The sequence below is a fragment of the Brevundimonas vancanneytii genome, from assembly GCF_901421975.1.
Taxonomy (GTDB): domain Bacteria; phylum Pseudomonadota; class Alphaproteobacteria; order Caulobacterales; family Caulobacteraceae; genus Brevundimonas; species Brevundimonas diminuta.
In genome coordinates this window covers 2,419,260-2,443,831 of record NZ_LR588407.1, presented here as the reverse complement: position 1 = coordinate 2,443,831, position 24,572 = coordinate 2,419,260, and the positions used below count along the sequence as shown (strand labels likewise).

At 69.5% G+C, this 24,572-nt stretch carries 24 protein-coding genes and 1 tRNA gene; 18 read left to right on the top strand and 7 right to left on the bottom strand.

Features of this window, described 5'->3' with window-relative positions:
• Positions 1-11 precede the first annotated feature (11 nt).
• Genes flgA through flgF form a run of 3 tightly spaced genes read right to left on the bottom strand, consistent with a single transcriptional unit; the run spans position 12 to position 2,378 of the window.
• Positions 12-821: a flagellar basal body P-ring formation chaperone FlgA gene (gene flgA / locus FGL25_RS12115; protein ID WP_138141804.1), complete on the bottom strand. Its 810-nt coding sequence runs from the start codon at positions 819-821 to the stop codon at positions 12-14.
• Between the two features lie 16 nt (positions 822-837).
• Positions 838-1,626 carry a flagellar basal-body rod protein FlgG gene (gene flgG, locus FGL25_RS12110; protein ID WP_138141803.1) on the bottom strand — a complete coding sequence of 263 codons (789 nt, stop codon included), beginning with the start codon at positions 1,624-1,626 and terminating at the stop codon, positions 838-840.
• A gap of 14 nt (positions 1,627-1,640) precedes the next feature.
• Positions 1,641-2,378 (bottom strand): flagellar basal-body rod protein FlgF, encoded by a 738-nt coding sequence (gene flgF, locus FGL25_RS12105; protein ID WP_003163664.1) that lies wholly within the window; start codon positions 2,376-2,378, stop codon positions 1,641-1,643.
• A 179-nt stretch (positions 2,379-2,557) separates the two neighbouring features.
• Here flgF and FGL25_RS12100 point away from each other — a divergent pair, with 179 nt between their 5' ends.
• The 7 genes from FGL25_RS12100 (at position 2,558) to FGL25_RS12070 (ending at position 7,875) form a co-directional block, all read left to right on the top strand.
• Positions 2,558-3,220 carry a flagellar basal body-associated FliL family protein gene (locus tag FGL25_RS12100; RefSeq protein ID WP_138141802.1) on the top strand — a complete coding sequence of 221 codons (663 nt, stop codon included), beginning with the start codon at positions 2,558-2,560 and terminating at the stop codon, positions 3,218-3,220.
• A 2-nt stretch (positions 3,221-3,222) separates the two neighbouring features.
• Positions 3,223-4,281 (top strand): flagellar motor switch protein FliM, encoded by a 1,059-nt coding sequence (gene fliM, locus FGL25_RS12095; protein ID WP_003163662.1) that lies wholly within the window; start codon positions 3,223-3,225, stop codon positions 4,279-4,281.
• Between the two features lies 1 nt (position 4,282).
• Positions 4,283-4,897: a DUF6468 domain-containing protein gene (locus FGL25_RS12090; RefSeq protein ID WP_138141801.1), complete on the top strand. Its 615-nt coding sequence runs from the start codon at positions 4,283-4,285 to the stop codon at positions 4,895-4,897.
• Between the two features lie 100 nt (positions 4,898-4,997).
• Complete coding sequence (locus tag FGL25_RS12085; protein ID WP_076223475.1) at positions 4,998-5,903, top strand: MotE family protein; 906 nt, start codon at positions 4,998-5,000, stop codon at positions 5,901-5,903.
• A 66-nt stretch (positions 5,904-5,969) separates the two neighbouring features.
• Positions 5,970-6,209: a DUF3297 family protein gene (locus tag FGL25_RS12080; RefSeq protein WP_024354808.1), complete on the top strand. Its 240-nt coding sequence runs from the start codon at positions 5,970-5,972 to the stop codon at positions 6,207-6,209.
• 101 nt (positions 6,210-6,310) lie between these two features.
• The gene (locus FGL25_RS12075) at positions 6,311-7,738 is read left to right on the top strand and encodes a M20/M25/M40 family metallo-hydrolase (protein ID WP_354702805.1); all 1,428 of its coding nucleotides are present in this window, start codon (positions 6,311-6,313) and stop codon (positions 7,736-7,738) included.
• A gap of 50 nt (positions 7,739-7,788) precedes the next feature.
• Positions 7,789-7,875, top strand: a tRNA-Leu gene (locus tag FGL25_RS12070).
• A 19-nt stretch (positions 7,876-7,894) separates the two neighbouring features.
• Here FGL25_RS12070 and FGL25_RS12065 read toward each other — a convergent pair.
• Entirely contained in the window at positions 7,895-9,055 is a 1,161-nt protein-coding gene (locus FGL25_RS12065; protein WP_138141800.1) for a patatin-like phospholipase family protein, read from the bottom strand.
• Positions 9,056-9,209: 154 nt separating this feature from the next.
• Here FGL25_RS12065 and FGL25_RS12060 point away from each other — a divergent pair, with 154 nt between their 5' ends.
• From FGL25_RS12060 to FGL25_RS12045, 4 genes are all read left to right on the top strand, one after another.
• Complete coding sequence (locus FGL25_RS12060) at positions 9,210-10,922, top strand: alkaline phosphatase family protein (RefSeq protein WP_252970159.1); 1,713 nt, start codon at positions 9,210-9,212, stop codon at positions 10,920-10,922.
• Positions 10,923-11,075: 153 nt separating this feature from the next.
• Complete coding sequence (pyk, locus tag FGL25_RS12055; RefSeq protein WP_076223477.1) at positions 11,076-12,539, top strand: pyruvate kinase; 1,464 nt, start codon at positions 11,076-11,078, stop codon at positions 12,537-12,539.
• Between the two features lie 9 nt (positions 12,540-12,548).
• Positions 12,549-13,589, top strand: coding sequence for a DNA adenine methylase (locus tag FGL25_RS12050; RefSeq protein WP_138141798.1), 1,041 nt, complete (start codon positions 12,549-12,551; stop codon positions 13,587-13,589).
• A gap of 36 nt (positions 13,590-13,625) precedes the next feature.
• Entirely contained in the window at positions 13,626-13,823 is a 198-nt protein-coding gene (locus FGL25_RS12045; RefSeq protein ID WP_138141797.1) for a hypothetical protein, read from the top strand.
• A gap of 7 nt (positions 13,824-13,830) precedes the next feature.
• On the opposite strand, the gene FGL25_RS12040 is transcribed toward FGL25_RS12045, so the two are convergent.
• The 3 genes from FGL25_RS12040 to FGL25_RS12030 form a co-directional block, all read right to left on the bottom strand.
• Complete coding sequence (locus FGL25_RS12040; protein WP_252970158.1) at positions 13,831-14,481, bottom strand: ribonuclease HII; 651 nt, start codon at positions 14,479-14,481, stop codon at positions 13,831-13,833.
• Positions 14,482-15,248: 767 nt separating this feature from the next.
• Positions 15,249-16,006 (bottom strand): IS5 family transposase gene (locus FGL25_RS12035; RefSeq protein ID WP_099547418.1). Its coding sequence is split into 2 segments (ribosomal slippage): positions 15,249-15,685 and positions 15,685-16,006, totalling 759 coding nucleotides; the frame shifts between segments, so codons are not numbered across the junction.
• A gap of 25 nt (positions 16,007-16,031) precedes the next feature.
• Positions 16,032-16,664, bottom strand: coding sequence for an HAD-IA family hydrolase (locus FGL25_RS12030; RefSeq protein WP_138141796.1), 633 nt, complete (start codon positions 16,662-16,664; stop codon positions 16,032-16,034).
• A gap of 201 nt (positions 16,665-16,865) precedes the next feature.
• On the opposite strand from FGL25_RS12030, the gene FGL25_RS12025 reads away from it, so the two are divergent.
• The 7 genes from FGL25_RS12025 (at position 16,866) to FGL25_RS11995 (ending at position 24,564) form a co-directional block, all read left to right on the top strand.
• On the top strand, positions 16,866-18,212 hold the full coding sequence (locus FGL25_RS12025; protein WP_138141795.1) for a hypothetical protein: 1,347 nt from the start codon (positions 16,866-16,868) through the stop codon (positions 18,210-18,212).
• 18 nt (positions 18,213-18,230) lie between these two features.
• Positions 18,231-19,049: a c-type cytochrome biogenesis protein CcmI gene (gene ccmI / locus FGL25_RS12020; protein ID WP_138141794.1), complete on the top strand. Its 819-nt coding sequence runs from the start codon at positions 18,231-18,233 to the stop codon at positions 19,047-19,049.
• Between the two features lie 67 nt (positions 19,050-19,116).
• On the top strand, positions 19,117-19,614 hold the full coding sequence (gene ccmE, locus FGL25_RS12015; RefSeq protein WP_046651689.1) for a cytochrome c maturation protein CcmE: 498 nt from the start codon (positions 19,117-19,119) through the stop codon (positions 19,612-19,614).
• Between the two features lie 3 nt (positions 19,615-19,617).
• Complete coding sequence (locus tag FGL25_RS12010; RefSeq protein ID WP_138141793.1) at positions 19,618-21,627, top strand: heme lyase CcmF/NrfE family subunit; 2,010 nt, start codon at positions 19,618-19,620, stop codon at positions 21,625-21,627.
• Complete coding sequence (locus tag FGL25_RS12005; protein WP_138141792.1) at positions 21,624-22,103, top strand: cytochrome c-type biogenesis protein; 480 nt, start codon at positions 21,624-21,626, stop codon at positions 22,101-22,103. Before FGL25_RS12010 ends, FGL25_RS12005 begins: the two co-directional genes overlap by 4 nt.
• Before the next feature lie 173 nt (positions 22,104-22,276).
• Positions 22,277-23,827, top strand: a complete 1,551-nt coding sequence (locus tag FGL25_RS12000; protein ID WP_138141791.1) for a Do family serine endopeptidase — start codon at positions 22,277-22,279, stop codon at positions 23,825-23,827.
• Between the two features lie 65 nt (positions 23,828-23,892).
• Positions 23,893-24,564: a response regulator transcription factor gene (locus FGL25_RS11995; protein ID WP_138141790.1), complete on the top strand. Its 672-nt coding sequence runs from the start codon at positions 23,893-23,895 to the stop codon at positions 24,562-24,564.
• Positions 24,565-24,572 lie beyond the last annotated feature (8 nt).

Sequence of the window (24,572 nt, the reverse complement as noted above, 5' to 3'; positions counted from 1 at the left end):
GGAACTCTCGCTCAACGGGCGGCGAACTGTTGCGGGTTGCGGCGGGCGATCTGGGCGGCGGGACCGGCGACGGCCCGGCCGGGCGCCACGGCCACGGCGTCGATGGTGCGGTTGGACTGGACGTTCAGGATCGGCACGGCCTCGCCCGCCGAGGCGTTGCGGGTCGCCTTGCCGGTGACGGTCAGTTCGACGCCGTCGTTGATATAAGCGACCTCGACCATGTCGTTGCGGGCGATGACCTGAGGCGAGGCCAGGTCGCGCGGACCGACGGGCGATCCGGCGCGCAGGGCGCGCTTGGCTTGGAGACCGATCACCGCCTCGGCGTCCTGGGGGCCGCCTGCGGGGGCTAGGTGCGACTGGACCGAGGCCCAGACCACGTCCTCGGGCTGGATCACGTCGCCGGCGGCCAGGCTGCGGGCGTAGGTCAGAACCTCGACGCTGGATCCCGCTCGGGCGGGCGCGCCGACGCTGGCGGCGGCGGGGCGGGCCGAGGCTTCGGCTGGCAGGGCCCCGCCAGAAAGGGCGCCGCCTTCGCGCACCACGATGCGGCGCAGGCCGGTCGGATTGCTCCACTCCAGCCCGGCGCGGCGCGCGGCGATCTGGACCTGCGAGGCCTCCAGAACGGCGGTGGCTCCGGCGCGGCGGCCGACCACGACGTTCGAGGCGGCGCCCGCGTCGTCGAACAGCTCGCCCAGGGTGATGCGGCCGTCGTCGTCGACCGGATCGGGCAGCAGATTGACCGGCCCGGCCAAGGCTTGGGTGGCGAGCGCGGGGGCGGCGAATGCGGCGACGGCGGCGGCGAGGATCAGGGCGCGCTTCATGGCTCAGACCTTTCCTTCAGCTCTTCACCTGGGCCGAGACGGACAGCATCTCGTCGGCGGTGGTGATGACCTTGGAGTTCATCTCATAGGCGCGCTGGGCCACGATCAGGGCGGTGATCTCGCTGACCGCGTCGACGTTCGACGCCTCGGTGTAGTGCTGCAGCAGATTGCCGTAGCCGACCCCGCCGGGCGCCCCCACCGTGGCCGGACCCGAGGCCGCCGTCTCCAGCAGCAGGTTGTCGCCGATGGCTTCCAGCCCCGCCTCGTTGAAGAAGGTGGCCAGTTCCAGCTGGCCCACGACCTGCGGCTCGGTCTGGCCGGCGGTGGTGACCTGAACCTGACCCGACTTGGAGATGGAGACGTCCAGGGCGTCCTGCGGAATGGCGATGGCGGGCTCGACCGCATAGCCGTCGTCCGTCACCAGCTGCCCTTCGCCGTTGACGGTGAAGTTGCCCGCGCGGGTATAGGCCAGCTCGCCCGAGGGCAGGGTGATCTGGAAGTAGCCCTTGCCCTGGATGGCGATGTCGTAGGTGTTGCCGGTGCGGTTGGGGCTGCCCTGTTCGGTGATGCGATAGACGCTGCCCGCCTTGACGCCCGAGCCGATCTGGATGCCGGTCGGCACCACGGTGCCCTGCGACGAGGACTGGGCCCCCATGCGCTCGACGTTCTGGTACAGCAGATCCTGGAACTCGGCCCGCTGACGCTTGAAGCCGACCGTGTTCATGTTGGCGATGTTGTTGGAGATGACCTCCACGTTCAGCTGCTGGGCGGCCATGCCGGTGGCGGCGGTGCGAAGCGCGCGCATGTCTCAGCTCTCCCTTACGAAACCCGGCCCAGCCGCTCGACGGAGCGGCGTGACAGGTCGTTGGCGTTTTCGATCATCTTGGTCACGCGCTCATAGGCGCGGCTGATCTCGATGAGGTTGGTGATTTCCACGAGGGTGTTGACGTTCGACCCTTCCAGCATCCCCTGGCGGACCTGGGCGTCGGTCGCATCCATCGGCTGGGCGTTGGAGGCGTTGCGGTACAGGCCGTCGCCGGACTTCTGCAGCACCGACAGGGCGTCGAAGCGCACCACGGTCAGGCGGCCGACCGGCTGGCCTTCCTGGCTGATCGTGCCGTCGGCGCCGACGCTGGCGGGGCCGCGCTGCGGGTCCAGAACGATCTCGGCGCCGTCGGCCAAGACCGGCAGGCCCTGCTTGGTCGTCAGCCGCCCTTCGGGATCGGTCACGAAGGCGCCGTCGCGGGTATAGGCGGGACCGCTCGGTGTCTGCACGGTGAAGAAGGCGCCTTCGCCCTCGATGCCGAAGTCCAGCTCGCGGCCGGTCTGCTTCAGCGTTCCCTGGCCGAAATCGCGGCCCACGCCCTTGTCCAGCACGAAGCTGGCCGAGGGGCGGATATTGTCGTTGCGGGCGCGCTGGCCCACTTCGGTCCCGACCATCAGCTGTTCGACCTTGAAGCCGGTGGTGTCGGCGTTGGCGACGTTGTTGGCCACGATGTCCAGCTCGCGGCGAAGCGTCATCTGGCGCGACAGTCCGATATAGGCGGCGTTTTCCACGAGCGGGCTCCTTTCGTCGTTTCCCGTCGCAACGACCGTGCCAACAGGGTTAACGCCCGTGGAATGGGGATTTGAGCGGTTTTCGCCCCTGCGGCGCCCGGCAGGATTTGCCGATCGTAAACGCCTCGTTAACCAAAACAGGGCCACACCCGGCATGTGAGGATCGGGGCGGCTTACGCATGCTGAAACTGAAGCTGGGCAAGAAGAAGAGCGAAGCGCCGACCGGCGACGACGCGAACCTGCCCGCCGTGAGCGACGGCGCGCCCGGCGCCGAGGGCGAGGACGGCGAAGCCGCGCCCGCCAAGAAGAAGATCCCCCTGCTGTTCATCGTCATCCCGGCGGCCCTGGTGGTGCTGGGCGGCGGCGGGGCGACGGCCTTCCTGCTGATGAAGCCCAAATCCGCCGAGGCGGCGGGCGATCATGCCGCTCCGGCCAAGGAAGAGAAGAAAGAGAAGAAGGAAGGCGGCGGCCACGGGGGCGGCGCCAAGGAAGGCGAGGCGGCCGAGGGCGCGGGCAAGATCGCGGCCGGCCCCGACGGCGTGACCTTCTACACCCTGCCGGACATGATCGTGAACATTCAGTCGGCCGACGGACGCCCGACCTATCTGAAGCTGCGCCTGACGCTGGAGATGAAGGACGCCGCCGTCGCCTCGCATCTTCAGGCTGAGGCGCCGCGCATGCAGGACATGTTCCAGGGCTTCCTGCGCGAACTGCGCCCCGAGGATCTGGCCGGGTCGGCCGGGTCGTATCAGCTGCGCGCCGAGATCCTGCGCCGGGTCAATCTGATCGCCGCGCCGGGCAAGGTGGACGCTGTGCTGATCGAAGAAATGCTGGTCCAGTAGTCATGACCGACGCCCTGGCCCCCGAGACGGAACTGGACCCCTTCGGCGGAGAGGTCGATCTGGGCGCAGCCCTGTCCGAGCGGGTGCTGAACCAGGACGAGATCGACAGCCTGCTGGGCTTCGACATGGGCGGCGGCGACGACGCCGAACGCAGCGGCATCCGCGCCATCATCAACTCGGCCCTGGTCTCCTATGAGCGCCTGCCGATGCTCGAGATCGTCTTCGACCGCCTGGTGCGGCTGATGACGACCAGCCTTCGCAACTTCACCTCCGACAACGTCGAGGTCAGCCTCGACACCATCAGCTCCATCCGCTTCGGCGACTATCTGAACTCCATTCCGCTGCCGGCCATCCTGGCGGTGTTCCGGGCCGAGGAGCTGGACAACTACGGCCTGCTGACGGTCGATTCCAACCTGATCTATTCGATCGTCGACGTGCTGCTGGGCGGGCGTCGCGGCACGGCGGCGCTGCGCATCGAGGGGCGGCCCTACACCACCATCGAGCGGGTGCTGGTGCAGCGCATGGTCGAGGTTATCCTGAACGACGCCCGCCAGGCGTTCGAGCCGCTGACCCCCGTTCACTTCAACCTGGATCGGTTGGAGACCAACCCTCGCTTCGCCGCTATCGCGCGCCCGGCCAACGCCGCCATCCTGGTCAAGCTGCGCATCGACATGGAAGATCGCGGCGGCCGGGTCGAGCTGCTGCTGCCCTATTCGACGCTGGAGCCGATCCGCAAGATGCTGCTGCAGCAGTTCATGGGCGAGAAGTTCGGCCGCGACAACATCTGGGAAGGCCACCTGGCCACCGAACTCTGGACCACGGAAACCGAGGTGCGCTGCGTGCTGGACGAGCAGCAGATGCCCCTGTCCAAGGTGCTGGACCTGAAGGTCGGCGACACCCTGATGCTGAACGTCACGCCTGAGTCCGAAGTGTCGGTGCGGGCGGGCTCCATTCCGCTGACCACCGGCCGCATGGGCCGCAAGGGCCAGCACATCGCCGTCCGCGTCGAAGGCCCCATCAGCACCGACGCCGCCGCCCGCCTCGCCAGGGAGAACAGCTGACATGACCGGCATCATCCTCGACTCCATCCTCATGCTGCTGCTGGTCGCGGCCATCGGCTACGGCATCAAGCTGGAGCGCAAGCTCAAGACCCTGCGCGAGGGGCAGTTGGCCTTCGCCGCCGCCGTGACCGAGCTGAACAGCGCCGCCGGGCGCGCCGAACAGGCGCTGGCCACCCTGCGCGCCTCGGGGCAGGAGACGGACTTGCTGCACGACCGCATCATCAAGGCCCGCGCGGTTAAGCAGGAGCTGGAGGTGCTGATCGCCCGCGCGCCTGCCCGCCCGGTCGAGAGCCGCATCGAGACGCGCGAGGACGAGCGTCGCGCCGCCGCCAAGGCCCTGGCCGACATGGAGCCGATGATGGAGGTCGAGCGCGAGACCGTCCGCACCTCGTCGGTCGCCCCCTTGCTTGACGACGAGGCGCGCGCCCGCCGCATGGCCTCGCTGATGGAGCGCATCGAGGGCGCCCGCGCGGTCATGAAGGCGCCGTCGCCGAAGCCCGCGCCTGTCCCCGAGCGCGCCTCGCCGGTGATGCAGGCCCTGGCCGCTAACCATGCTGCGCAACAGAGCCTAAACCGCGCCCGCCGTAGTCTGGACGACGACCTTTTCGCCGCCTGATGTCAGCCCCTATGTCCGAGGCGCGGCCACGGACGACTTGAGGGGCCAAGTGTTTTCCCTGCCCGGCGCGTGGCGCCGAACCGTTCGCTGAGTTTGACCGATGAGCAAGCTGCCCCGCCTTCTGCCCCTGATCGCCGTCGCCATCGGCGGCGTCGTGGCCGTGCGCGCCGCGGGCGTGGCGCCGGAGCTGTTCCAGGGCGCGACCGCCTGGGCCCAGGAAGCGGTCGCCGGAGAAGGCGAGGGGGCCAAGCCCGCGCCCAAGCCCGCCGCCGTCTGCGCCCTGACGCCCGAGCAGTTGGCCCAGCAGGCGGGAATCTCTCCGGCTGAACTGCGGATCATCCAGTCGCTGTCGAAGCGTCGCGACCAGTTGGACGCGCGCGACGCCGACTTCGCCACCACCCTGCCGCTGATGGTGGCCGCCGAGCAGAAGCTGGACGCCAAGCTGCAGGCGCTGGAGGCCCTGAAGGGCGAAATCAGCGCTCTGGTCGGTCAGGTCGATGAGAAGGAAAAGGCCGAGGCCGATCGTCTGGTCGCCGTCTATTCGGCCATGCGGCCCAAGGAGGCGGCGGCCGTCTTCGCCACCCTGGACGACAGCGTGCGCCTGCCGGTGGCCTCGGCCATGCGCCCGCGCACCCTGGCCGCCATCATGGCTCAGATGCAGCCCGCCGCTGCGCGCGAACTGACCGAAAAGCTGGCCAAGCGCTTCCAGGCTCAGCAGTACGCCGCCCGCGCCGCCGCCGCTTCGGCGCCGACTGAGGCTGCGACCGCGCCTGCCCCGGCGCCCGCCGCTCAACCGGCGGCTCAGCCGGCCGCCGCGCCCGCGCCGACCCGCGCCGCTCAGCAGACGGCGCCGCGTCGCGCGCCGACGCCCGCCGCCAACCGTCCCGCCGCTCGACCGGCCGCCCAGCCTGCGGCCAAGGCCCCTGCGCCCGCCGAGACCGGCCCGCGCCCCTACGCCCCGGCTGCCGCCGACGCCCCAGCCCCCGCCCGTCAGTCGGTGCAATAGGCGACGGTTGTCGCACAGGCCTTGCGCGGCTATTCAGCCTGCTTCGATTTTTCGCGAGACCTTTCCATGTCCGACGCCCTGCCTGACCGCCTCTCGGTCGATCCTGACAGCCCCTTCCACGATGCTGAACTGCTGGCGCGCGGCGTGGGCATCCGCTTCAAGGGCGAGGAAAAGACCAACGTCGAGGAATATTGCGTCTCGGAAGGCTGGGTCCGTCTGGCCGTCGGCAACCGCGTCGACCGTCGCGGCAAGGCCCTGACCGTCAAACTGCAAGGCCCGGTCGAGCCCTTCATCAAGGGCGAGTGATTTCGAGCCTTTGATTTCGGCCCAGCGGCGAAGCTGAGACTTTCGGTCGCAGTCTTCGCCCGCTAGGGTCCGCGCCTGTCGTTTGAGTCTGGGAGGCGCTCTTGTCGTTCACTATCCGTCTGATGGCCGCCAGCGCTGTGGCGCTCGGCCTTGTCGCCGCGCCGGTCATGGCGCAGGACGCCCGCGCCATCCGCGCCGCCGAACAGGTGCGCGATCAGGCGCTGAAGGGCAATATCGCCCTCGACTACGTCACCCAGATCACCACCCGCTTCGGCCCGCGCCCGGCGGGCTCGCGCGCCGAGCAGGACGCCTCCGCCTGGGCCGCCGACTACATGCGCGCCCACGGCTTCCAGAACGTCCGCATCGAACAATTTCCCCTGATCGGCTGGGAGCGCGGCGAGGAGAGCGCCGAGATCCTGGGCGCGCGTCCCCAGAAGCTGGTCGTCGCCGCGCTCGGCCATTCCATCGCCACCCCGGCCGAAGGCGTCGAGGCCGAGGTCGTCTTCTTCGATGGTCTGGACGCCTTGCTGGCCGCGCCTGCCGGGTCGCTGAGCGGCAAGATCGCCGTGGTCGACGGCGGCCAGATGGTGCGGATGCAGGACGGCTCCGGTTACGGCCCTCTGTCGCGCATTCGCGGCGTCGGCCCGACCGAGGCGGCCAAGCGCGGGGCGGTCGCCTTCGTCATGCGCTCGGCCGGATCGGACGAACACCGCATGCCGCACACCGGCACTACCCGCTATGTCGAAGGCAAGGTGCCGCTGCCCGCCTTTGCGCTCAGCGCGCCGGACGCCGATCAGATCGCGCGGCTGGTGGGCATGGGCGAGACGGTGCGCCTGCGCCTGAAGTCCACCGCCCACACCTATGAGACCCACAGCCAGAACGTGATGGGCGACATCGTCGGGGCCTCGCGCCCGGATGAGATCATCGTCCTGGGCTCGCACATGGACAGCTGGGATCTGGGCACCGGCGCCATCGACGACGCGGCGGGGGGCGCCATCACCCTGGCCGCGGCCAAGCTGATCGCCGAGCAGGGCCGTCCGGCGCGCACGATCCGCGTGGTGTTGTACGGCTCCGAAGAGGTCGCCCAGCCGACCGACCACGGCAACGGCGGCGGCGCCTATGTCCGCAACATCGGCGCGGGCGTCGAGAAGCACGTCATCGCCGGCGAGAGCGACTTCGGCGCCGACCGCGTCTACGCCCTGGGCCTGCCGCCCGGCTCGCAGAATACGGACTTCGCCAAGATCGCCGAGCGCGTCCTGCACCCGCTGGGCGTGCTGCCGGGCGAGGCCGAGCTGTTCGGCGGGGTCGATATCGGTCCCCTGGCGCGCGCGGGCGTTCCGGTCTTCGGCCTGCGCCAGGACGGCACGCGCTATTTCGACCTGCATCACACCGCCGACGACACCCTGGACAAGATCGACCCGGCCCAGATGACCCAGAACGTCGCCGCCTGGGCGGCCCTGGTGCGCCTGATCGCCGATTCCGACGTGGACTTCCGGGCCGCGCGCGCGGCGCAGGCGTCGACGCGTTAAGGCGCGTCTTGGCGGGATTGAGCGGGCTGGTTATACAGCCCGTCCGGTTAGCGGGCGTGGCGAAACTGGTAGACGCAACGGACTTAAAATCCGTCGGGCGAAAGCCCTTGCCGGTTCGACCCCGGCCGCCCGCACCAGCCGTTCTGACGATCGCCTTCAGGTCTGCGGCGACAGCCGCTCCAGCCATGACATCAACCCGCGCGGTTCGGCGACGGGCGAGCGCCACAGATCGCCGCCGCGCGCGCGTTGTCGTCCGGCCTCGAACAGTCGCTGCATCGTCGCCGTGTCGAAGCTCAGCATCCCGCCCTGCTCGGGCTCGTCCGGGATGGCCGCGACGCTGATGGGCAGGCCCTGCGCCGCGCAGAAGGTCGTGGCGACGCCCAGCGCCTGACGATAGGAGAACCGCAGCATGGCGTCGAAGCTGCGGGTCAGCACCGCCGCGACGTTCTGGGCCGTGGTGCGCGGTTCCGGCTCCAGCACGGTGTTGACCAGGATATGCACCCGGCTGCGCTGCAGGCGCCGTCCGACCCGCTTCCAGCGCAACAGGGCCTCGGGCATCAGGAACAGCGGCGCGGCGACCCCGCCGTCGACGTGCATCTCCTCGAACGGCTCGCCGTCGACCTCGCACGGGAAACGACGCGGCGGAAACAGGCCGGGCAGGCTGGCGGAGGCGGCCAGAACCTCGCGGAACAGGGCGACCGCCTCCTCGCCGCCGTGGCAGGCGATCGTCCCCATGTCCCAGATGCAGGCCTTCTGGCTGTCCAGGTCCGTCGTCGCCACCAGCAGGCGACGCCCCCGGCGATGCTCGGTCGCGACGGCGTCGATCAGCGCCTCGTCGACGAAGGGGTGGATCAGGGCGTCCAGCGCCTCGCCCTGGAACAGGCTGCCGGTCAGGGTCGAGGCCAGCCGCCGCAGGCTCAGCAGGTCGGCCGCATGGCCGCCGGTATAGGCGTCGGCCAGCCGCTCGTCCCAGGCCGGTCCCAGGAAGGCGAAGGGCGCGATCAGGGCGCCGGTGCTGACGCCCGTGACCAGGGCGAACTCAGGCCGCGTTCCCGCCTCGGTCAGTCCGACCAGGGCGCCCGCGCCATAGGCGCCGCCCGCCGCGCCGCCCGATACGGCCAGCATGTCGAAATGCCCCGACGACCAGCCGGAGCGGGGCAGGGACAGACGGTCCGCCGCCGCCTCCAGCGACGTTTCCGCCTGCTCGACGCTCAGCCGGATATCCTCGAACCCCCGAATGCGCCCGCGGCCGGCCGGGGGCGCAGGCAGCCGTTTGCGCGGCAGAGGCAGGGACGACAAGGGGCGCGGATCAATCACGACGGTTTTCTCGGCTTTCGCGCGGCTTGGGTCAAATGCGGCGCCGCGGTTCCGCAGGGCGAAACTGCGCGGGCGTCCAGCTTAACTGTCTTGGCCTCGTCATGAGGGGGGCGTAGGTGTCGCACACTGATTGTTCCGCCAGGTGAGCCGTTTCATGTTTCGTAGCCGACTTCTCGCTTCCGCCCTGGGTCTGAGCCTCTGCCTGGGCGCGGCTGCGCCCGCGGCGTTCGCCCAGACGGCTCAGACTGCGGCTCAGACTGCGGCTCATACTGCGGCTCCGGCGGCGCAGGACGGCCGCGCCGCCCCGTCCCTGATCGTCACCGTGGTGGTCGATCAACTCAGCGCCAATCTGTTCAACCAGTACCGCAGCCAGTTCACCGGCGGGCTGAAGACCCTGGCCGATCAGGGCATGGTCTCGATCAACGGCTATCAGACCCACGGGGTGACCGTGACCTGCGCCGGCCACTCGACCGTCCTGACCGGGGCCCATCCGGCGCGCAGCGGCATTCCCGCCAACGACTGGCTGGACACGACGACGGGCCAGGAGACCTATTGCCTGGCTGCGCCGCAGAACACCCTGGCCCACGGCAAGAACACTGATAACGGCCCGGTCGGTCCGGAACAGTTGAGCGCCTCGACCCTGGGCGACTGGCTGAAGGCGGTCAGCCCTGAAAGCCGCGTCTACGGCGTGTCGGGCAAGGATCGCGGCGCCATCACCCTGGCTGGGCACAAGGGCGACGGCGCCTTCTGGCTGACCGACAACTTCGGCTTCACCACCTATGTCGAGCCGGGCCAGTCGGCCCAGGCGCGCCTGGCCCCGGTGGCGGCCCTGAACGCCCGCATGATCGACCGTTTCACGCGACAGGCGCCCAGCTGGACCTATTCCAACGCCGCCTGCCGCCGCCTGGAAGGGCAGTGGACCATTGCGGGCCAGACCTTCGACTCCAAGGTGCCGCCGGCCAACTTCCGCCTCGACAACTCGCCGATCCTGGACGAGCTGACCATCGAAGGGGCGATCGAGCTGATGGACAGCCGGCAGTTGGGTCGTCGCGGCGTCACGGACATGCTGGGCGTCAGCCTGTCGGCCACCGACCGCATCGGCCACAGCTACGGCACCCAGGGGCCCGAGATGTGCGAGCAGATGCTGCGCCTCGACACGGCCCTGGGCGTGCTGATGGACAAGCTGTCGACCATCCCCGGCGGCGCCATCGTCGTTCTGACGGCCGACCACGGCGGTTCGGACTTCCCCGAGCGCTCGGCGGTCGAGGGCTATCCTCACGCCGGCCGGGTGGATCGCGCCCTGCAGCCGCGCGTCAACGCCGCGCTGAAGGCCCGCTTCGGCCTGGACGCCGATCCTGTGGTGTCGTCGGCTGGCGGTTTCGTCATCGTCGACAAGGATCGCAAGTCCCTGCCGGAGCCGCTGCGGTCTCAGGTGCTGGCCGCCGCGATCGAACTGCTGAACGCCGAGCCGCAGGTCGCCCTGGCCGTGGCCCGCGACGAATTGCTGGCCGAGCCTGTGCCGAACTCGATCAACCCCGAAGACCTGAATGTGCGCGAGCGCCTGCGTCTGTCGGCGGTGGCGGGCCGCTCGCCCGACATCCTGCGCGCCTGGCAGCCGGGCCTGACCGGCCAGGGCCGCGTCGGCGGCGCCATCTCCAGCCATGGCTCGCCCTGGGACTATGACCGCCGCGTGCCCATCGTCTTCTGGTGGCCGGGCGCCGAAGGGCAGGAGCGGTTCCTGCCGATGCGCACCATCGACATCGCGCCGACCCTGGCCAATCTGATCGGCGTCCAGCCTGACGGCCCGATCGACGGCCGCTGCATGGACCTGCCCCAGTTCGCCAAGGGCCGCTGCCCTACGAAGTAGGCGGCGCGAAACAGGCTGCGCGGGCCGTCATAAACTCGTGTTTCGACGCGGTGCGACGGCCTTACGCCTTCCGCGTTTCCTTGGCACAAGGGCTTGAGAAACGCCTCTGAGGGGAGGCGTCAGGCCGTCAGAGCCGCAAGAGGAAACCTGTTCATGCAGAGAGCCCGCCGCGCGCGCATCGTCGCGACACTCGGACCCGCCAGCCGTGCGCCGGGAACGGTCAAGGCGCTGGCCCAGGCCGGGGTGGACGTCTTTCGCCTGAACTTCAGCCACGGCTCGCACGACGACCACGCCGCCGCCCTCAAGGCCGTGCGCGGGGCCGAAATGGCGCTGAAGCGGCCGCTGGGCGTATTGGCCGACCTGCAGGGGCCCAAGCTGAGGCTGGGCCGCTTCGCCGATGTCGAGATCGAGGTGAAGCCGGGCCACCAGATGCGCTTCGATCTGAACCCGGCGCTGGGCGACGAGACGCGGGTGCAGATGCCGCATCCGGAAATCTTCAAGGCGCTGCGGCCCGGCATGCTGCTGCTGCTGGACGACGGCCGGGTGCGGCTGCGCGTGGGCGAGCGCACCGACGAATGGTGCGACGTCACGGTCGAGAGCGGCTCCAAGCTGTCGGACCGCAAGGGGGTGGCCGTGCCCGAGGCGGTCATTCCGGTCTCGGCCCTGACGCCCAAGGACCGCGAGGATCTGGCCTTCGCGCTTCGCCTCGGCGTCGACTGGGTGGCCCTCAGTTTCGTGCAGAAGGCCGAGGACATGGCCGAGCTGAAGCAGATCGTCGACGGCCAGGCCGCCTGTCTGGCCAAGATCGAAAAGCCCCAGGCCCTGAACGACCTGGAGAGCATCCTCGACTACTGCGACGGCGTCATGGTCGCGCGCGGCGATCTGGGGGTCGAGATGGACCCGGAGGAAGTGCCGGTCGCCCAGAAGAAGATCCTGCGCGCCGCCCGCCAGCGGGGCGTCCCCGCCATCGTCGCGACGCAGATGTTGGAATCCATGACCAGCGCCCCGGCCCCGACCCGCGCCGAGGCGTCCGACGTGGCCAACGCCGTCTATGAGGGCGCCGACGCCCTGATGCTGTCGGCCGAGACGGCTGCGGGCGACTATCCGCTGGAAGCCGTGACCATCATGAACCGCATCATGGAGCGGGTGGAGCGCGATCCCCTGTGGCCCGGCCTGATGGACGCCGAACACGCGGGCATGGACATCCACGACGTCGACGCCCTGGTGGCGGCCGCGCGCAAGGCGGCCGAGGCGTCCTCGACCGCCTGCATGGTGGTGTTCACGACCCTGGGCGGCACGGCGCGGCGAATGTCGCGCGAGCGGCCGTTGCAGCCGGTTCTGGCCTTGACGCCCAAGCCCGAGACGGCGCGCCGCCTGGCCTTGGTCTGGGGGCTGGAGCCGCGCCTGGGCGAACAGCCGACCTCGCTGGAAGGCCTGACCGACGATGCGGTCGAGGCGGCCATGCTCTACGGCCTGGCCGAGCCGGGCCAGCGCATCCTGATCTTGGCCGGAACGCCCTTCGGCGCGCCGGGGGCCGCGAATCTGTTGCGTCTGGCCCATGCTCCGGCCCATGCTGCCCCCCGGCAACACGGGGCGAAGCGCGCCCGCAAAACCTGACGGGGCGGAATGATCAAATACATCGGCTCAAAGCGCGCGCTTCTGGGCCAGGTGATCGGCGCGGTGCGCGCGGCTCAGCCGCAGGGCGGGACGGTCTGCGACCTGTTCTCCGGCACCGCGCGCGTGGGCCATGCGCTGAAGCGCGAGGGCTATCGCGTCTGGTCCAATGATCACAACGCCTATGCCCATGCGCTCGCCACCGCCTATGTCCAGGCCGACCGCGAGGTCTGGGCTGAGCGGGCTGAGGCGGTGCTGGCCGAACTGCGCGCCGTGGCGCCCGCGCCCGGCTGGTTCACCCGCACCTATTGCCAGGAAGCTCGCTTCTTCCACCCCGATAACGGCGCCCGCATCGACGCCATGCGCGAGCGCATCGAGGTCATGGGGCTGGAGCCGGAATTGAAGGCGGTCGTCCTGGTCGCCCTGATGGAGGCGGCCGACCGGGTGGATTCCACGGCGGGCCTGCAGATGGCCTTCATGAAGCAGTGGGCGCCGCGCGCGCTGAAGCCGCTGGAGCTGCGCCTGCCGGACCTGCTGCCCGGCGTGGCGGCGGGACCGTGCGTGGCGACGCACGGCGATGCGGTCGAGATCGCCGCCGAGGTCGAGGCCGACCTCGTCTATCTGGACCCGCCCTATAACCAGCACTCCTACCTCGGCAACTACCACTGTTGGGAAAGCCTGGTGCTGTGGGACAAGCCCGAGACCTATGGCGTGGCGCGCAAGCGGGTCGACGTGAAGACGCGCAAGTCGGCCTTCAACAGCCGGCCGGGCATCGGCCCCGCCCTGCAGACCGTCATCGAGCGGCTGAGGGCGCCGAACCTGATCGTCAGCTTCAACGACGAGGGCTATCTGAGCCGCGACGAGCTGACGGCCATGCTGTCGGCGCGCGGCCATGTGCAGGTGGTCGAGATTCCGCGCCCCCGCTACGTCGGCGCCCGCATCGGCATCCATAACCTGAAGGGCCAGAAGGTCGGCTCGGTCGGGCGGCTGAGGAATGTGGAATATCTATTCGTGGTCACGGATCGACCGATCGAACTGCCGGTCGCCGCCTGACGGGAACGAAAGCCGGGCGCACGCCGTTTGTGCCGTATGCGTACGCTTTCCAGTCTTCCTCCCCCCGCTTCCCGCTTTGACGCTGCGCGTTTCGACGCCCAGCGGGAGGCCGCGCGTCCGGTCCGCCCGTCGCCTCGGCGCGGGCGTGGGCTGGACAGCTGGACCATCCTGCTGATCGGCGCGATCGCGGCGGGCCTGATGGGAATGCTGCTGGGCGGCGCCCTGTCCGTCTGATTTTCGCTTAAGCGACGTCCAGCAGGGCCTTGATCGGCGCCCAGCTGCGCCGGTGTTCGGGGCAGGGGCCCAACGTCTGCAGAGCCTTCTGGTGGATGGGGGCGTTATAGCCCTTGTGGCTGGCGAAGCCGTAACCCGGATAGGTCGCATCCATCTCGATCATCAGTCGATCACGCGCCGTCTTGGCCAGGATCGACGCCGCCGCGATCGACAGCGACCGGCTGTCGCCCTTGACCACGGGCGTCACCGCGCACGGCAGCTTGAAGCGGTAGTTGCCGTCCACCAGGGCGTGAACCGGCGCATGGGCCAGGGCCTCGACCGCGCGGCGTATGGCCAGGCCGGTGGCGTGCAGAATGTTCAGCTCGTCGATCTCCTCCACCGAGGCGAAGCCGACGCCCCAGGCCAGGGCGCGGCTCTTGATGAGCGGCTCCAGCGCCGCGCGGCGCTTCTCCGTCAACGCCTTGGAGTCGTCGATGCCCGGCGGCAGATCGTCCGGGTTCAGGATCACCGCCGCCGCCGACACCGGCCCCGCCCACGGCCCGCGCCCGGCTTCATCCACCCCGCAGACATGACCGTTCCAGGTCGCGCGCGCCTCAAGCTCCAGCACCAGGGTAGGGAAGGGGCGGTCGGTCTTGGCGGCGGCGGTGCGGGCGAGCATCAGGCGTCAGTGCCACGAACCGGGGCATGGGGGAAGGCTGCAGCCTGGTCTACTTGTGTCGCGAGAAGCGGCTGTGCCGAGTTGCTGCTGAGGGGGGCGGACCTGCTCCTAAATCGAGGGTTGGTCCTCACTCCAGCATTCAGACAACGCCTCCCAGCTTCGCCGCCCCCACGCGGCGATCTCTCCTGCGTTTGATGACATCTGGACATAGGCCGTGGAGCGGTCGCTTTGTTGGGCGTCGCGAGTCCAGATTGTCCAGCCTATGCCGTCAAGGGTGATGACAGGGAACTGCGGAGGCCAGGTCAGGCCGGGGATCATCGTGGATGGCGGCTGCAACGCCTCAAAGTCATGCATCAGGAGCAGAAGCGACGGACATCTATCGCTGTCGGCCCACCGGATTGCCTCAGGGGCTCCGGACACTCGCTCGACCTGACGCGCAATGAACACGGGTCGTGTCGGCTGGCCTGGCGGCGCGCCCTCTGCAGTCCGGACTACGAATACAGATACCGATCCGGCCGCGTCCTCGAAAGGGTGGCTCCAGCGCCAACCCAATGACGCGGTCGTGCGCCCTAAAGTAAATGATGCGTCCGCCTCGGATGCCATGAGCATGCGCTGTCGGACCGTCGGAGCGCGCTGTGATTGCATGTCCACTGGGGTGGCCGACAGCAGAACGCTGGCGAAAACGGTGATCGAGAAAAAGGCCATGCGCCAGCAGTAACACCGCCGACTTCGTCTATGAAAGTGCGAGGCCAGGTTAGGCTCAGGACTCATAGCCAAAAGAGCACTGTAGCGGCGAGGGCTATGGCGGAGAGGAAGACGTTCGGGCACCGATCATAACGCGTGGCAACGCGTCGCCAGTCTTTCAGACGACCGAACATGATTTCGATGCGGTTGCGTCGTTTGTATCTGCGCTTGTCATACCGGATGGGCTCGGTGCGGGTTTTACGTCCGGGGATGCAAGGTGTGATCCCCTTGGCTTCCAAGGCGTCCCTGAACCAATCCGCGTCATAGCCCCTATCGCCCAGCAGCCACTGGGCTCGGGGTAGACTATCCAGAAGAGCCGCCGCGCCGGTGTAGTCGCTGACCTGACCAGCCGTCACAAACAGGCTAATGGGGCGTCCATTCGCATCGGTGACGGCGTGCAGCTTGGTATTCATCCCGCCTTTGGTCCGTCCGATCAGTCGCCCGAGGCCCCCTTTTTTACCCGCAGGCTCGAAGCCGTACGGTGCGCCTTTAGATAGGTGGCATCGATCATGACGGTCCGGCGCTCGGCCTGTGCGCCAGACAGGCCCTCCATCATCCGAACGAAGACGCCAGCCTCGCTCCACCGCTTCCAGCGATTGTAGAGCGTCTTGTGAGGCCCGTAGGCTGGCGGCGCATCGCGCCAGCGCAGGCCGTTGCGGTTGACGAAGATGATCCCGCTCAACACCCGTCTATCATCCACCCGAGGTTTGCCGTGGCTCTTAGGGAAATAGGGCTCCAGCCGAGCCATCTGCTCGTCCGTCAGCCAATAAAGATCGCTCATAATCCAGACTCCTCAGGAGCCTGAATCAGATCGCACGCCGCAATTCAATGGGTCCTGAGCCTAGTTCTGGAATGAGCGTGCTGAGCGTTGCGCCGGGGGTCCAAAGCGCAGCATTCCAGCCGCGCGCACGTGCGGCTTCGACGTTCTTTGCGGTGTCGTCGATGAAGGCGATCGCCGACGCGGGCAGGCCCACGCGTTGCTCGACCGCCGCATAGAAATCCTGTGACGGCTTCGAAACGCCAAGCTGCGCGGCATAGTGGATGTCGTCAAACCGATCGCGAAGCTTGAGCGTATCCCATAGATAGGACGCGCGTTCATGCTCCTGAACGGTCGCCAGGTGCAGCGGCACGCCTGACGCCCGGACCTCAGCCAGTTGAAGCAGCAGGGCCTCGTCCAGATGGGCGTCGCCTTCGAACCAGTAGCGGATCAACCGATCACAGCTGACATGCGGCGCGACGTCCGCGAGCGCGGGCGCCAATCGGTCCCGCAGCGTTGCGCGGCCATGAACGACATCGTCCCACCACGGCTTGAAGAAGCGGTCTTGCAGCGCCTGGCGCGGAATGCCCAGATCATCCTCAATACGAGCGGACCATCCTGACGGATCAGGGTGACGAACCACGACGCCATCGACATCCACCATCAAGACGGTCGGCTTCATCAGACCTGCAACGCATTGCATCAGAGAAGGAGCTATTCTGCGGGTTTGCAGTCTGGCCGCAAGAGACGCGAAACGAGGTTCACTCAAAGGGCGGGCGATCCTGTCCACGCTATCGATCACGCCTTAAAATCCCCTGTTAACCCGCGATGGCGCACCCTCGGCGCCGTGGCTGTGAATCTCTGTACGGCCGGAGGAGTGGGAATGGCGGACCTGTCGGTCGCCCAGAGGGCCGCCTTGGCCCAGCTGATCGAACGGTGTCCGGACCGGGTTCTGACGCAGCTTTCGGGGCTGGCGGGGACGATGGCGGGCGACCGGGCGGCCGACCTGCGCGACATGATCGAGGTCGAGGCGCTGGATCGGCGTCGCCGCAACATCGCCTTCGGGCCCCTGCTGCCTCTGTTTCAGCCCCGCGCTGACGGCTTGCCGGGCCTCGGCTTTCCGCCGGCGGTGCTGGGGCGGCTGTGGCGCAGCGCCACCCGCAACGAGCCGGAACTGCTGCCGCAGCTGGATCGCGCTGACGACCTGTCGCGCATGATCGCCGACCGCCTGTGTCTCAGCGCCGCCTTCGCCCTGCGCGACCGGGCGGGCGAGATCTGGCCGGAGGATGCGTCTGGACAAGCGCAGGAGCTGGCGGCCTGCCTGGATCTGGCGGCGACGGCGCGCAGGGCCTTGCCGCACCTGCCCGACTGGATCGGCCGTTCGGGGCCGGAAACGGCGGCGGAGCTGAAGCTGGCGCTGCGCCAGGCGGCCGGGATCGCGCCCGAGGGGGCCAGCCGCTTGCTGGAGGTTATTTTCGCCCATCTGGAGGATGCGCGTCTGATCCTGCGCGTCGCCGCCCTGGCCGCGCCGGGCGGGCGCGAGCTCAGCGCCGAGACGGCCTTGGGCGAAAGCGAGCTGGGCCTGTTCGTCGACCGCATCCTACTGGCCCTGGCGCGTCGGGCCGCCGAGGCCGCCGCCTTCGACCCGGCCGGGGGCGAGGCCGACCTGGACGCCTTCAAGGCCGATCTGGACTGGTGCGCCGAGACCCTGGCCGAGATCGACATAGCCCTGCCGCTCAAGGCCGACAGCGCCTGGGGCAAGGCGGTGCGGCAGGCGCGGCTGAAGGTGGCGCTCAGCCTGTCCGAACGCTTCAGCGCGGCCGAGCGGGCGGTGGACGCCGTCCTGCCGGTCGAGCGGACCGCCCTGGTCGGGCGCATGACGCGGCCGGCGCCCCGGCTGGACGGAGCGGTCGAGGTTGCCGCGGCCGATCGGGCGCGGGCGCTGGCGGCGCTGGTGGGATTGGTGCGCGGCCCGGCGGCCGTGTTCGGCTGCGAGGCGGAACGGCGTCAGACGGCCGAGGCCCTGACCGGCCGCCTGGCCGCCTGGGCCGATGAAGCCATGGAGCGGCTCAACGACGGTCTGGCCGCCGACGAGGCGGCGGCGCGCAAGCGCATCATCCTGACCGCCGAGCTTCTGGGCCTGATCGGCGCGCGCGAGGCGTCGCGCACGGTGCGGCGGCGATTGATGGCGTCAGGTGCGGCGTCGCGCGCCTCGCCTCCGGCCGCCTGATCCGCTACAGCGGCGGCCATGACGATCTTCTGGATCATGACGGCTCTTGTGACCGCGCTGGCGGGGTTGGCGGTGCTGTCCGCCGCCCGGCGCGGGGCCGAGGCGGAAAGCGTGGCGGACCGCGATGCGGGCGCACGCGAACTGGCCGAGCTGGACCGGCTGAAGGCGCGGGGCCTGCTGGACGAGGCGAGCTGGACCGCCGCGCGAGCCGAAGCGGGCCGTCGCCTGCTGGCCGCCCAGCGCGCGGATCGCCGTCCGGTGTCGCGCCCGGCCGACCGCTATTGGGTGCTGGGCGGGATCGGAGCCGCGGCCGCCGCGTCGCTGGGCCTCTATGCCGTCTTCGGCGCGCCGGGGATGAAGGATCAGGCCTATGAGACCCGCGTGCGCGAATGGGCCTCGACGCCCGAGGCGCTGGAGCCGGCGCAGGTCGCGGCCGTGCTGGGGCAGGTGGTCAAGGACCGGCCCGACGACCGTCTGGCCTTGACCATGCTGGGCGCCGCCCGGTTCGAGGCAGGCGACCCCATCGGCGCGGCCTCGGCCTTCCGCCGCGCCCTGGCCATCCAGCCGGACGACGCCCAGAGCTGGGCGCGGCTGGGCGAGAGCCTGGTGCGAGCCAATGACGGCGCGGTCGACGGCGACGCCGAGGCGGCCTTCCGCCAGGCGGTCAAGCTGGATCCCGACCAGTTGGGCGCGCGCTTCTATCTGGGCGAGGCCGCCCTGGCGCGCGGCGACCGGGCCGAGGCCGATGCCATGTGGACGCCTCTGATCGCCGTGCTGGCGCCGTCGGATCCGCGCCGCGCCGACCTGCAGAACCGCCTGGCCGAGGCCGCCCGATGAGCCGTTGGCCCGCCCTTAACCTCGCCATATACGCGGTGGTGTTTTCCGCCGTCCCCGGATCGTCGACATGAGCTGGTTGCCCAAATCGCCCAAGGCGCGCCGCCGCCTGTGGGTCGTCATCGCTGCGGCGCCGGTGCTGGCGCTGGCTGTCGGCCTGTCATTGTGGGCGATGAAGGACAATGTGACCTTCTTCTACTCCCCCTCGGAGGTGACGCCGCAGAAGGTTCCGGCCGGTCAGATGATCCGCCTGGGCGGTCTGGTCGAGGCGGGCAGCGTGCACAAGGCCGCTGACGGTTCGGTCGTCTTCGTCGTCACCGACAACGGGGCGACGGCGCAGGTGATCTATCACGGCGACCTGCCCGACCTGTTCCGCGAGGGGCAGGGCATCGTGGCGCAGGGCGCCTTCCGCCCCGACCGCACCTTCGAGGCCAGCCAGGTGCTGGCCAAGCACGACGAGACCTATATGCCGCGCGAAGTCGCCGACCGGCTGAAGGAAAAGGGCGAGTGGCGGCCCGAGGGCGACGAGGCCGCGCCCGCCGCCGCAACCGTGCAGCAGGGGGCCTAAGCCTTGATCGTCGAACTGGGCTCCTTCGCCCTGATCCTGGCGCTGGTGCTGTCGGCGCTCAGCCTGGCGCTGACCACAGCGGGCCGTCTGCGGCTCAGTCCGGTGCTGGCCGGGGCGGGGGGCGGCGCCATGCTGGCCTCGGCCGCAGCGATCGCCCTGGCCTTCGCCGCGCTGATCTACGCCTTCGTGGTGTCGGACTTCTCAGTGTCGAACGTGGCCATGAACAGCCATACCGACAAGCCGGTCTTCTACAAGGTCGCCGCCGCCTGGGGCAGCCATGAAGGCTCCCTGCTGCTGTGGTGTCTGGTGATGACGGTCTTCGGCGGGGCGCTGGCCCTGGCGCGCGGCCTGCCGTTCGGGCTGAAGACCTCGGCCGTGGCCGTGCAGGCGGCCCTGTCGAGCCTGTTCCTGGCTTTCGCCGCCTTCACCTCCAACCCCTTCTTCCGGCTGGACCCGGCGCCGGTGCAGGGCGCGTCCCTGAACCCACTGTTGCAGGATCCGGCGCTGGCGGTGCACCCGCCACTGCTCTACGGCGGCTATGTCGGGTTTTCGGTCTGCTTCTCCCTGGCGGTCGCCGCCCTGATCGAGAAGCGCGTCGATCCGGCCTGGGGCCGCTGGGTGCGGCCGTGGGCGCTGGCGTCCTGGGCCCTGCTGACCGTCGGCATCGCGCTGGGCTCCTTCTGGGCCTATTACGAACTGGGCTGGGGCGGCTGGTGGTTCTGGGATCCGGTCGAGAACGCCAGCTTCATGCCGTGGCTGGCGGGCGCGGCCCTGCTGCACTCGGCCATCGTCACCGAGCGGCGCGGGGCGCTGGCGGGTTGGACGGTCTTTCTCGCCATTCTGGCCTTCACCTTCTCCATGCTGGGCGCCTTCCTGGTGCGCTCGGGCGTGCTGACCTCCGTCCACGCCTTCGCCGTCGATCCCCAGCGGGGGATGATGCTGCTCGCCATTCTGGGCGTCGCGGCGGGCGCGGCCTTCATCCTGTTCGCCCTTCGCGCCCCGGCCATCCGCTCGGGCGCCGCCTTCGCCCCGGTCAGCCGCGAAGGCGCGCTGGTGCTGAACAACCTGTTCCTGACGGCGGCGGCCGCCACGGTGCTGCTGGGCACACTTTATCCGCTCATTCTGGAAGGCGTGACGGGGGCGACCATCTCAGTCGGCCCGCCCTATTTCAACGCCGTCTTCAATCCGCTGATGATCGTGGCCTGCTTGATCCTGCCCGCCGGGCCGCTGTTGGCGTGGAAGCGGGGCGATCTGAAGGGGGCCTTGCAGCGCCTGTGGCTGGCCGCCGCCTTGGCCATCGCCGCCGCCTTCGCCGCCTTCTTCCTGTTCGAGCCGAAGAAGGCGCTGGCCGCCGCAGGCTTGGGCGTCGGCGCCTGGTTGATCGGCGGGGCGCTGGCGGAGCTGGGCGTGCGCACCAAAGCCTTCCGCGCGCCCTTGGCCGAGACTCTGCGTCGCGCCAAGGGCCTGCCGCTGGGCGCCTGGGGTATGGCGCTGGCCCACGCCGGTCTGGGCGTCTTCATCCTGGGGGCCGTGGTCGAGACCAGCTTCAAGGCCGAGGCTGCGCTGGCCCTGCCGCTGGGCGGGGAAGTCGCCGCCGGGCCGTGGAAGGCGCGGCTGGATGCGGTGCAGGTCATCGAAGGGCCGAACTACCTGGCCGAGCAGGGCCGTCTGACCATCATGCCGGTCGACGGCCGCGCGCCCGAGCGCGTCATCACCGCGGAGCGCCGCTTCTTCCCGGCGGGCGGCCAGACGACGACCGAGGTCGGCCTCGACTTCCGCGGTCTGGACGACGTCTACGCGGTCATGGGCGACCGCGCGGCGACCGACGACGGCGAGCGGGCCTGGATCGTGCGCATCTATTATAATCCCTGGGCGCGGCTGATCTTCCTGGGGCCGGCGTTGATGGCGCTGGGCGGACTGATCTCCCTGCTGGACCGGCGCCTGCGCGTCGGGGCGGGCTCACGCGTGAAGAAGGCCGCCCAGCCGGTCGAGCCAGTCGAGGCGCAGGCGTGAAGCGCGCCGCCGCCCTGTTCGCCGCCGTCCTGCTGGCCGGCGCCGCCGCGCCCGCGCTGGCCGAGCCGCCGCCCGCGCCTGACCGGCCCCTGGCCGATCCGGCTGACGAAGCCCGCGCCCGCGCCCTGTTCGGCGACATCCGCTGCGTCGTCTGCCAGCACGAATCCATCGCTGACAGCCCGGCGGGCATCGCCGCCGACCTGCGCGGCCTGGTCCGCGAACAGATCGCCGCCGGAAAGACCGACGACGAGATCAAGGCCGACCTGCTGCGCCGCTACGGCGACTATGTGCTGTTCCAGCCGCCGCTGCGGATCGGCACATGGCTGTTGTGGTTCGGCCCCTTCGCCCTGGCGGCGGGGGCGGGCGTGGTGCTGGTCCTGCGGGCGCGTCGGCGCGGGACGGGCGAGGCCGCCCCCCTGACGCCGGAGGAAGAACGCGCCCTGGCCGCCCTGACGGCGGACGACGAGAACGCCTGAGCCTGTCCGTTTGGAAAGCCTTTCGCCGCCTTCCTGACGCAGACGCGCCACATCGCGAACGACGATCGGGAACAATCATCGCGAGGGCGTGCATTGGCTTGAGCCGTAACGCCCTATATCCATGGGCGAACGGAGCTTTTCCGTATCCGCCAGTAGAGACTGCAAGGACGACGATGCTGAAACGCAAGGAGTTCATTCTGGGGGCCGCTGTCGGCCTGACCTTCGCCGCCGCCGCGACGGCGGGCGGGGTCATCACCTGGCCGGGCGCCGAAGCCGCGCCCGCCGCCAAGGTTGGACAGCTGGTTCCCTCGGCCGGGGCCGGAGCCTTGGCCTTCGCCCCGCCGCAGGGCGCGCCGCTCAGCTTCGCCGACATCTTCCAGCAGGTCGCCCCCGCCGTGGTGCAGATCGACGTGAAGACCCGCGTCCAGCGCCCGCGCGGCGGCGTGTTCCAGATCCCCGGCTTCGGCGCCGTGCCTATCCCCGGCGCGCCGGGCGGCTCGGGCGAGGAAGGCGAAGACAACTCGACCACGGCCCTGGGCGCCGGTTCGGGCTTCCTGATCTCGGCCGACGGCTTCATCGTGACGAACAACCACGTCGTCGAGAACGCTGAGGAGATCAGCGTCAAGTTCAGCGACGGCCGTGAGTTGAAGGGCAAGCTGATCGGCCGCGACGAGGGCACCGACCTGGCGGTCATCAAGGTCGAGGGGTCGGCCTTCCCCTTCGTCAGCTTTGAAGAAAGCGCCGAGCCGCGCGTCGGCGACTGGGTCATCGCCGTGGGCAACCCCTTCGGCCTGGGCGGCACGGCGACGGCGGGCATCGTTTCGGCCAAGTCGCGCGACATCGACCCGGTCGGCTACAACGAATATCTGCAGATCGACGCGGCCATCAACCGGGGCAACTCGGGCGGGCCGACCTTCGACATCTATGGCCGCGTGATCGGGGTGAACACGGCGATCTTCTCGCCGTCGGGCGGCTCGGTCGGCATCGGCTTCGCCATCCCGGCCAGCACGGCCAAGGCTGTCACCGACAAGCTGATGCGCGGCGAAAGCGTCGAGCGCGGCTATCTGGGCGTGCAGATCCAGACCCTGTCCAAGGAGGCGGCGGCCGCCCTGGGGCTGAGCGAAGATACCAAGGGCGCCTATGTCGCCGAGGTGACGGCCGGCGCCCCTGGCGAGCGTGGCGGCATGCAGATCGGCGACGTGGTCGTCAGCGTGAACGGCGAGGCGGTCGACAGCTCGACCGAACTGACTCGCCGCGTGGCCCGCGCCAAGCCCGGCGACACGCTGCGGCTGGAAGTTCTGCGCGACGGCAAGCGCCAGACGTTGAACATCCGCGCCGGCACCCGTCCGTCGGAAGCCGAACTGAACGGCGGCCAGGATTCGGGCGCTCAGCAACCGGGCGAGGACGGCGCCGCCGCCAGCCAGTCGATCGAGGGCATGACGGTGACGCCGATCACTTCGGCTCTGCGTCAGCGTTACTCGATTCCTGAAGATATGCAGGGCGTGGTGGTCACCGCCGTCGCTCCGCGTTCGGAAGCAGGCAAGATGCGGATGCCGGTCGGCACGGTCATTCAGCGCGCCAACAACCGCGTGGTTCGCTCGGAAGCCGATCTGAAGGCGGCCGTTGATGCGGCGCGGACGGCGGGGCGGCCCGGTGTCTTCCTGCTGATCCGGGTGCAGGGAGCCAACTCTTCGGTAGTTCTGCCCTTCGCCAAGTCTGAATAAGGCGTAACTCACGGGATCGGCGGCGATGCGCTAACATCGCCGCCGAATCTTTTTTGGGAGGCTGCATGCGTATTCTGGTGGTTGAGGACGACGCTGAAGCCGCGACCGCCATGGTGCGCGGCCTCAGCGAGGCCGGGCACGAAGTCACCCATGCGGTGGACGGCGCCTTCGGCCTGCTTGAGTCGCAGAAGGGCGGCTACGACGTCTATGTCGTGGACCGCATGATGCCGCGCCTGGACGGCGTCGCCATGGTCGAGACCATCCGCAAGGGCGGCGACCAGACGCCGGTGCTGTTCCTGTCCGCCCTGGGCGAGGTCGAGGATCGCGTCACGGGTCTGAGGGCGGGCGGCGACGACTATCTGGTCAAGCCCTACGCCCTGGCCGAACTGGCCGCGCGGGTGGAGGCCCTGTCGCGCCGCCGCGAGACGGGCGGGGTCCAGACCGTGCTCAAGGTCGGCGATCTGGAGATGAACCTGATCGCCCGCACCGTCCACCGCGACGGCCAGGAGATCGACCTGCAGCCGCGCGAGTTCCAGCTGTTGGAGTTCCTGATGCGCCACGCGGGCCAGTCGGTGACGCGCACCATGCTGCTGGAGAAGGTCTGGGAATACCATTTCGACCCTCAGACCAACGTCATCGACGTGCACATCAGCCGCCTGCGCTCCAAGATCGACAAGGGCTTCGACAAGGCCATGCTGCAGACCGTGCGCGGCGCGGGGTACCGGCTGGAGGCGTAAGGCCCCGG

Bases quoted from the DNA above. Each gene is read 5' to 3' on its own strand.
- flgA (WP_138141804.1), bottom strand. From the start codon at position 821: ATGAAGCGCGCCCTGATCCTCGCCGCCGCCGTCGCCGCATTCGCCGCC.
- FGL25_RS12025 (WP_138141795.1), top strand. From the start codon at position 16,866: ATGGCGGACCTGTCGGTCGCCCAGAGGGCCGCCTTGGCCCAGCTGATC.
- FGL25_RS12050 (WP_138141798.1), top strand. From the start codon at position 12,549: ATGATCAAATACATCGGCTCAAAGCGCGCGCTTCTGGGCCAGGTGATC.
- flgG (WP_138141803.1), bottom strand. From the start codon at position 1,626: ATGCGCGCGCTTCGCACCGCCGCCACCGGCATGGCCGCCCAGCAGCTG.
- FGL25_RS12040 (WP_252970158.1), bottom strand. From the start codon at position 14,481: ATGCTCGCCCGCACCGCCGCCGCCAAGACCGACCGCCCCTTCCCTACC.
- FGL25_RS12060 (WP_252970159.1), top strand. From the start codon at position 9,210: ATGTTTCGTAGCCGACTTCTCGCTTCCGCCCTGGGTCTGAGCCTCTGC.
- pyk (WP_076223477.1), top strand. From the start codon at position 11,076: ATGCAGAGAGCCCGCCGCGCGCGCATCGTCGCGACACTCGGACCCGCC.
- FGL25_RS11995 (WP_138141790.1), top strand. From the start codon at position 23,893: ATGCGTATTCTGGTGGTTGAGGACGACGCTGAAGCCGCGACCGCCATG.
- FGL25_RS12030 (WP_138141796.1), bottom strand. From the start codon at position 16,664: ATGAAGCCGACCGTCTTGATGGTGGATGTCGATGGCGTCGTGGTTCGT.
- fliM (WP_003163662.1), top strand. From the start codon at position 3,223: ATGACCGACGCCCTGGCCCCCGAGACGGAACTGGACCCCTTCGGCGGA.
- FGL25_RS12090 (WP_138141801.1), top strand. From the start codon at position 4,283: ATGACCGGCATCATCCTCGACTCCATCCTCATGCTGCTGCTGGTCGCG.
- ccmI (WP_138141794.1), top strand. From the start codon at position 18,231: ATGACGATCTTCTGGATCATGACGGCTCTTGTGACCGCGCTGGCGGGG.
- FGL25_RS12080 (WP_024354808.1), top strand. From the start codon at position 5,970: ATGTCCGACGCCCTGCCTGACCGCCTCTCGGTCGATCCTGACAGCCCC.
- FGL25_RS12085 (WP_076223475.1), top strand. From the start codon at position 4,998: ATGAGCAAGCTGCCCCGCCTTCTGCCCCTGATCGCCGTCGCCATCGGC.
- ccmE (WP_046651689.1), top strand. From the start codon at position 19,117: ATGAGCTGGTTGCCCAAATCGCCCAAGGCGCGCCGCCGCCTGTGGGTC.
- FGL25_RS12100 (WP_138141802.1), top strand. From the start codon at position 2,558: ATGCTGAAACTGAAGCTGGGCAAGAAGAAGAGCGAAGCGCCGACCGGC.
- FGL25_RS12045 (WP_138141797.1), top strand. From the start codon at position 13,626: ATGCGTACGCTTTCCAGTCTTCCTCCCCCCGCTTCCCGCTTTGACGCT.
- FGL25_RS12000 (WP_138141791.1), top strand. From the start codon at position 22,277: ATGCTGAAACGCAAGGAGTTCATTCTGGGGGCCGCTGTCGGCCTGACC.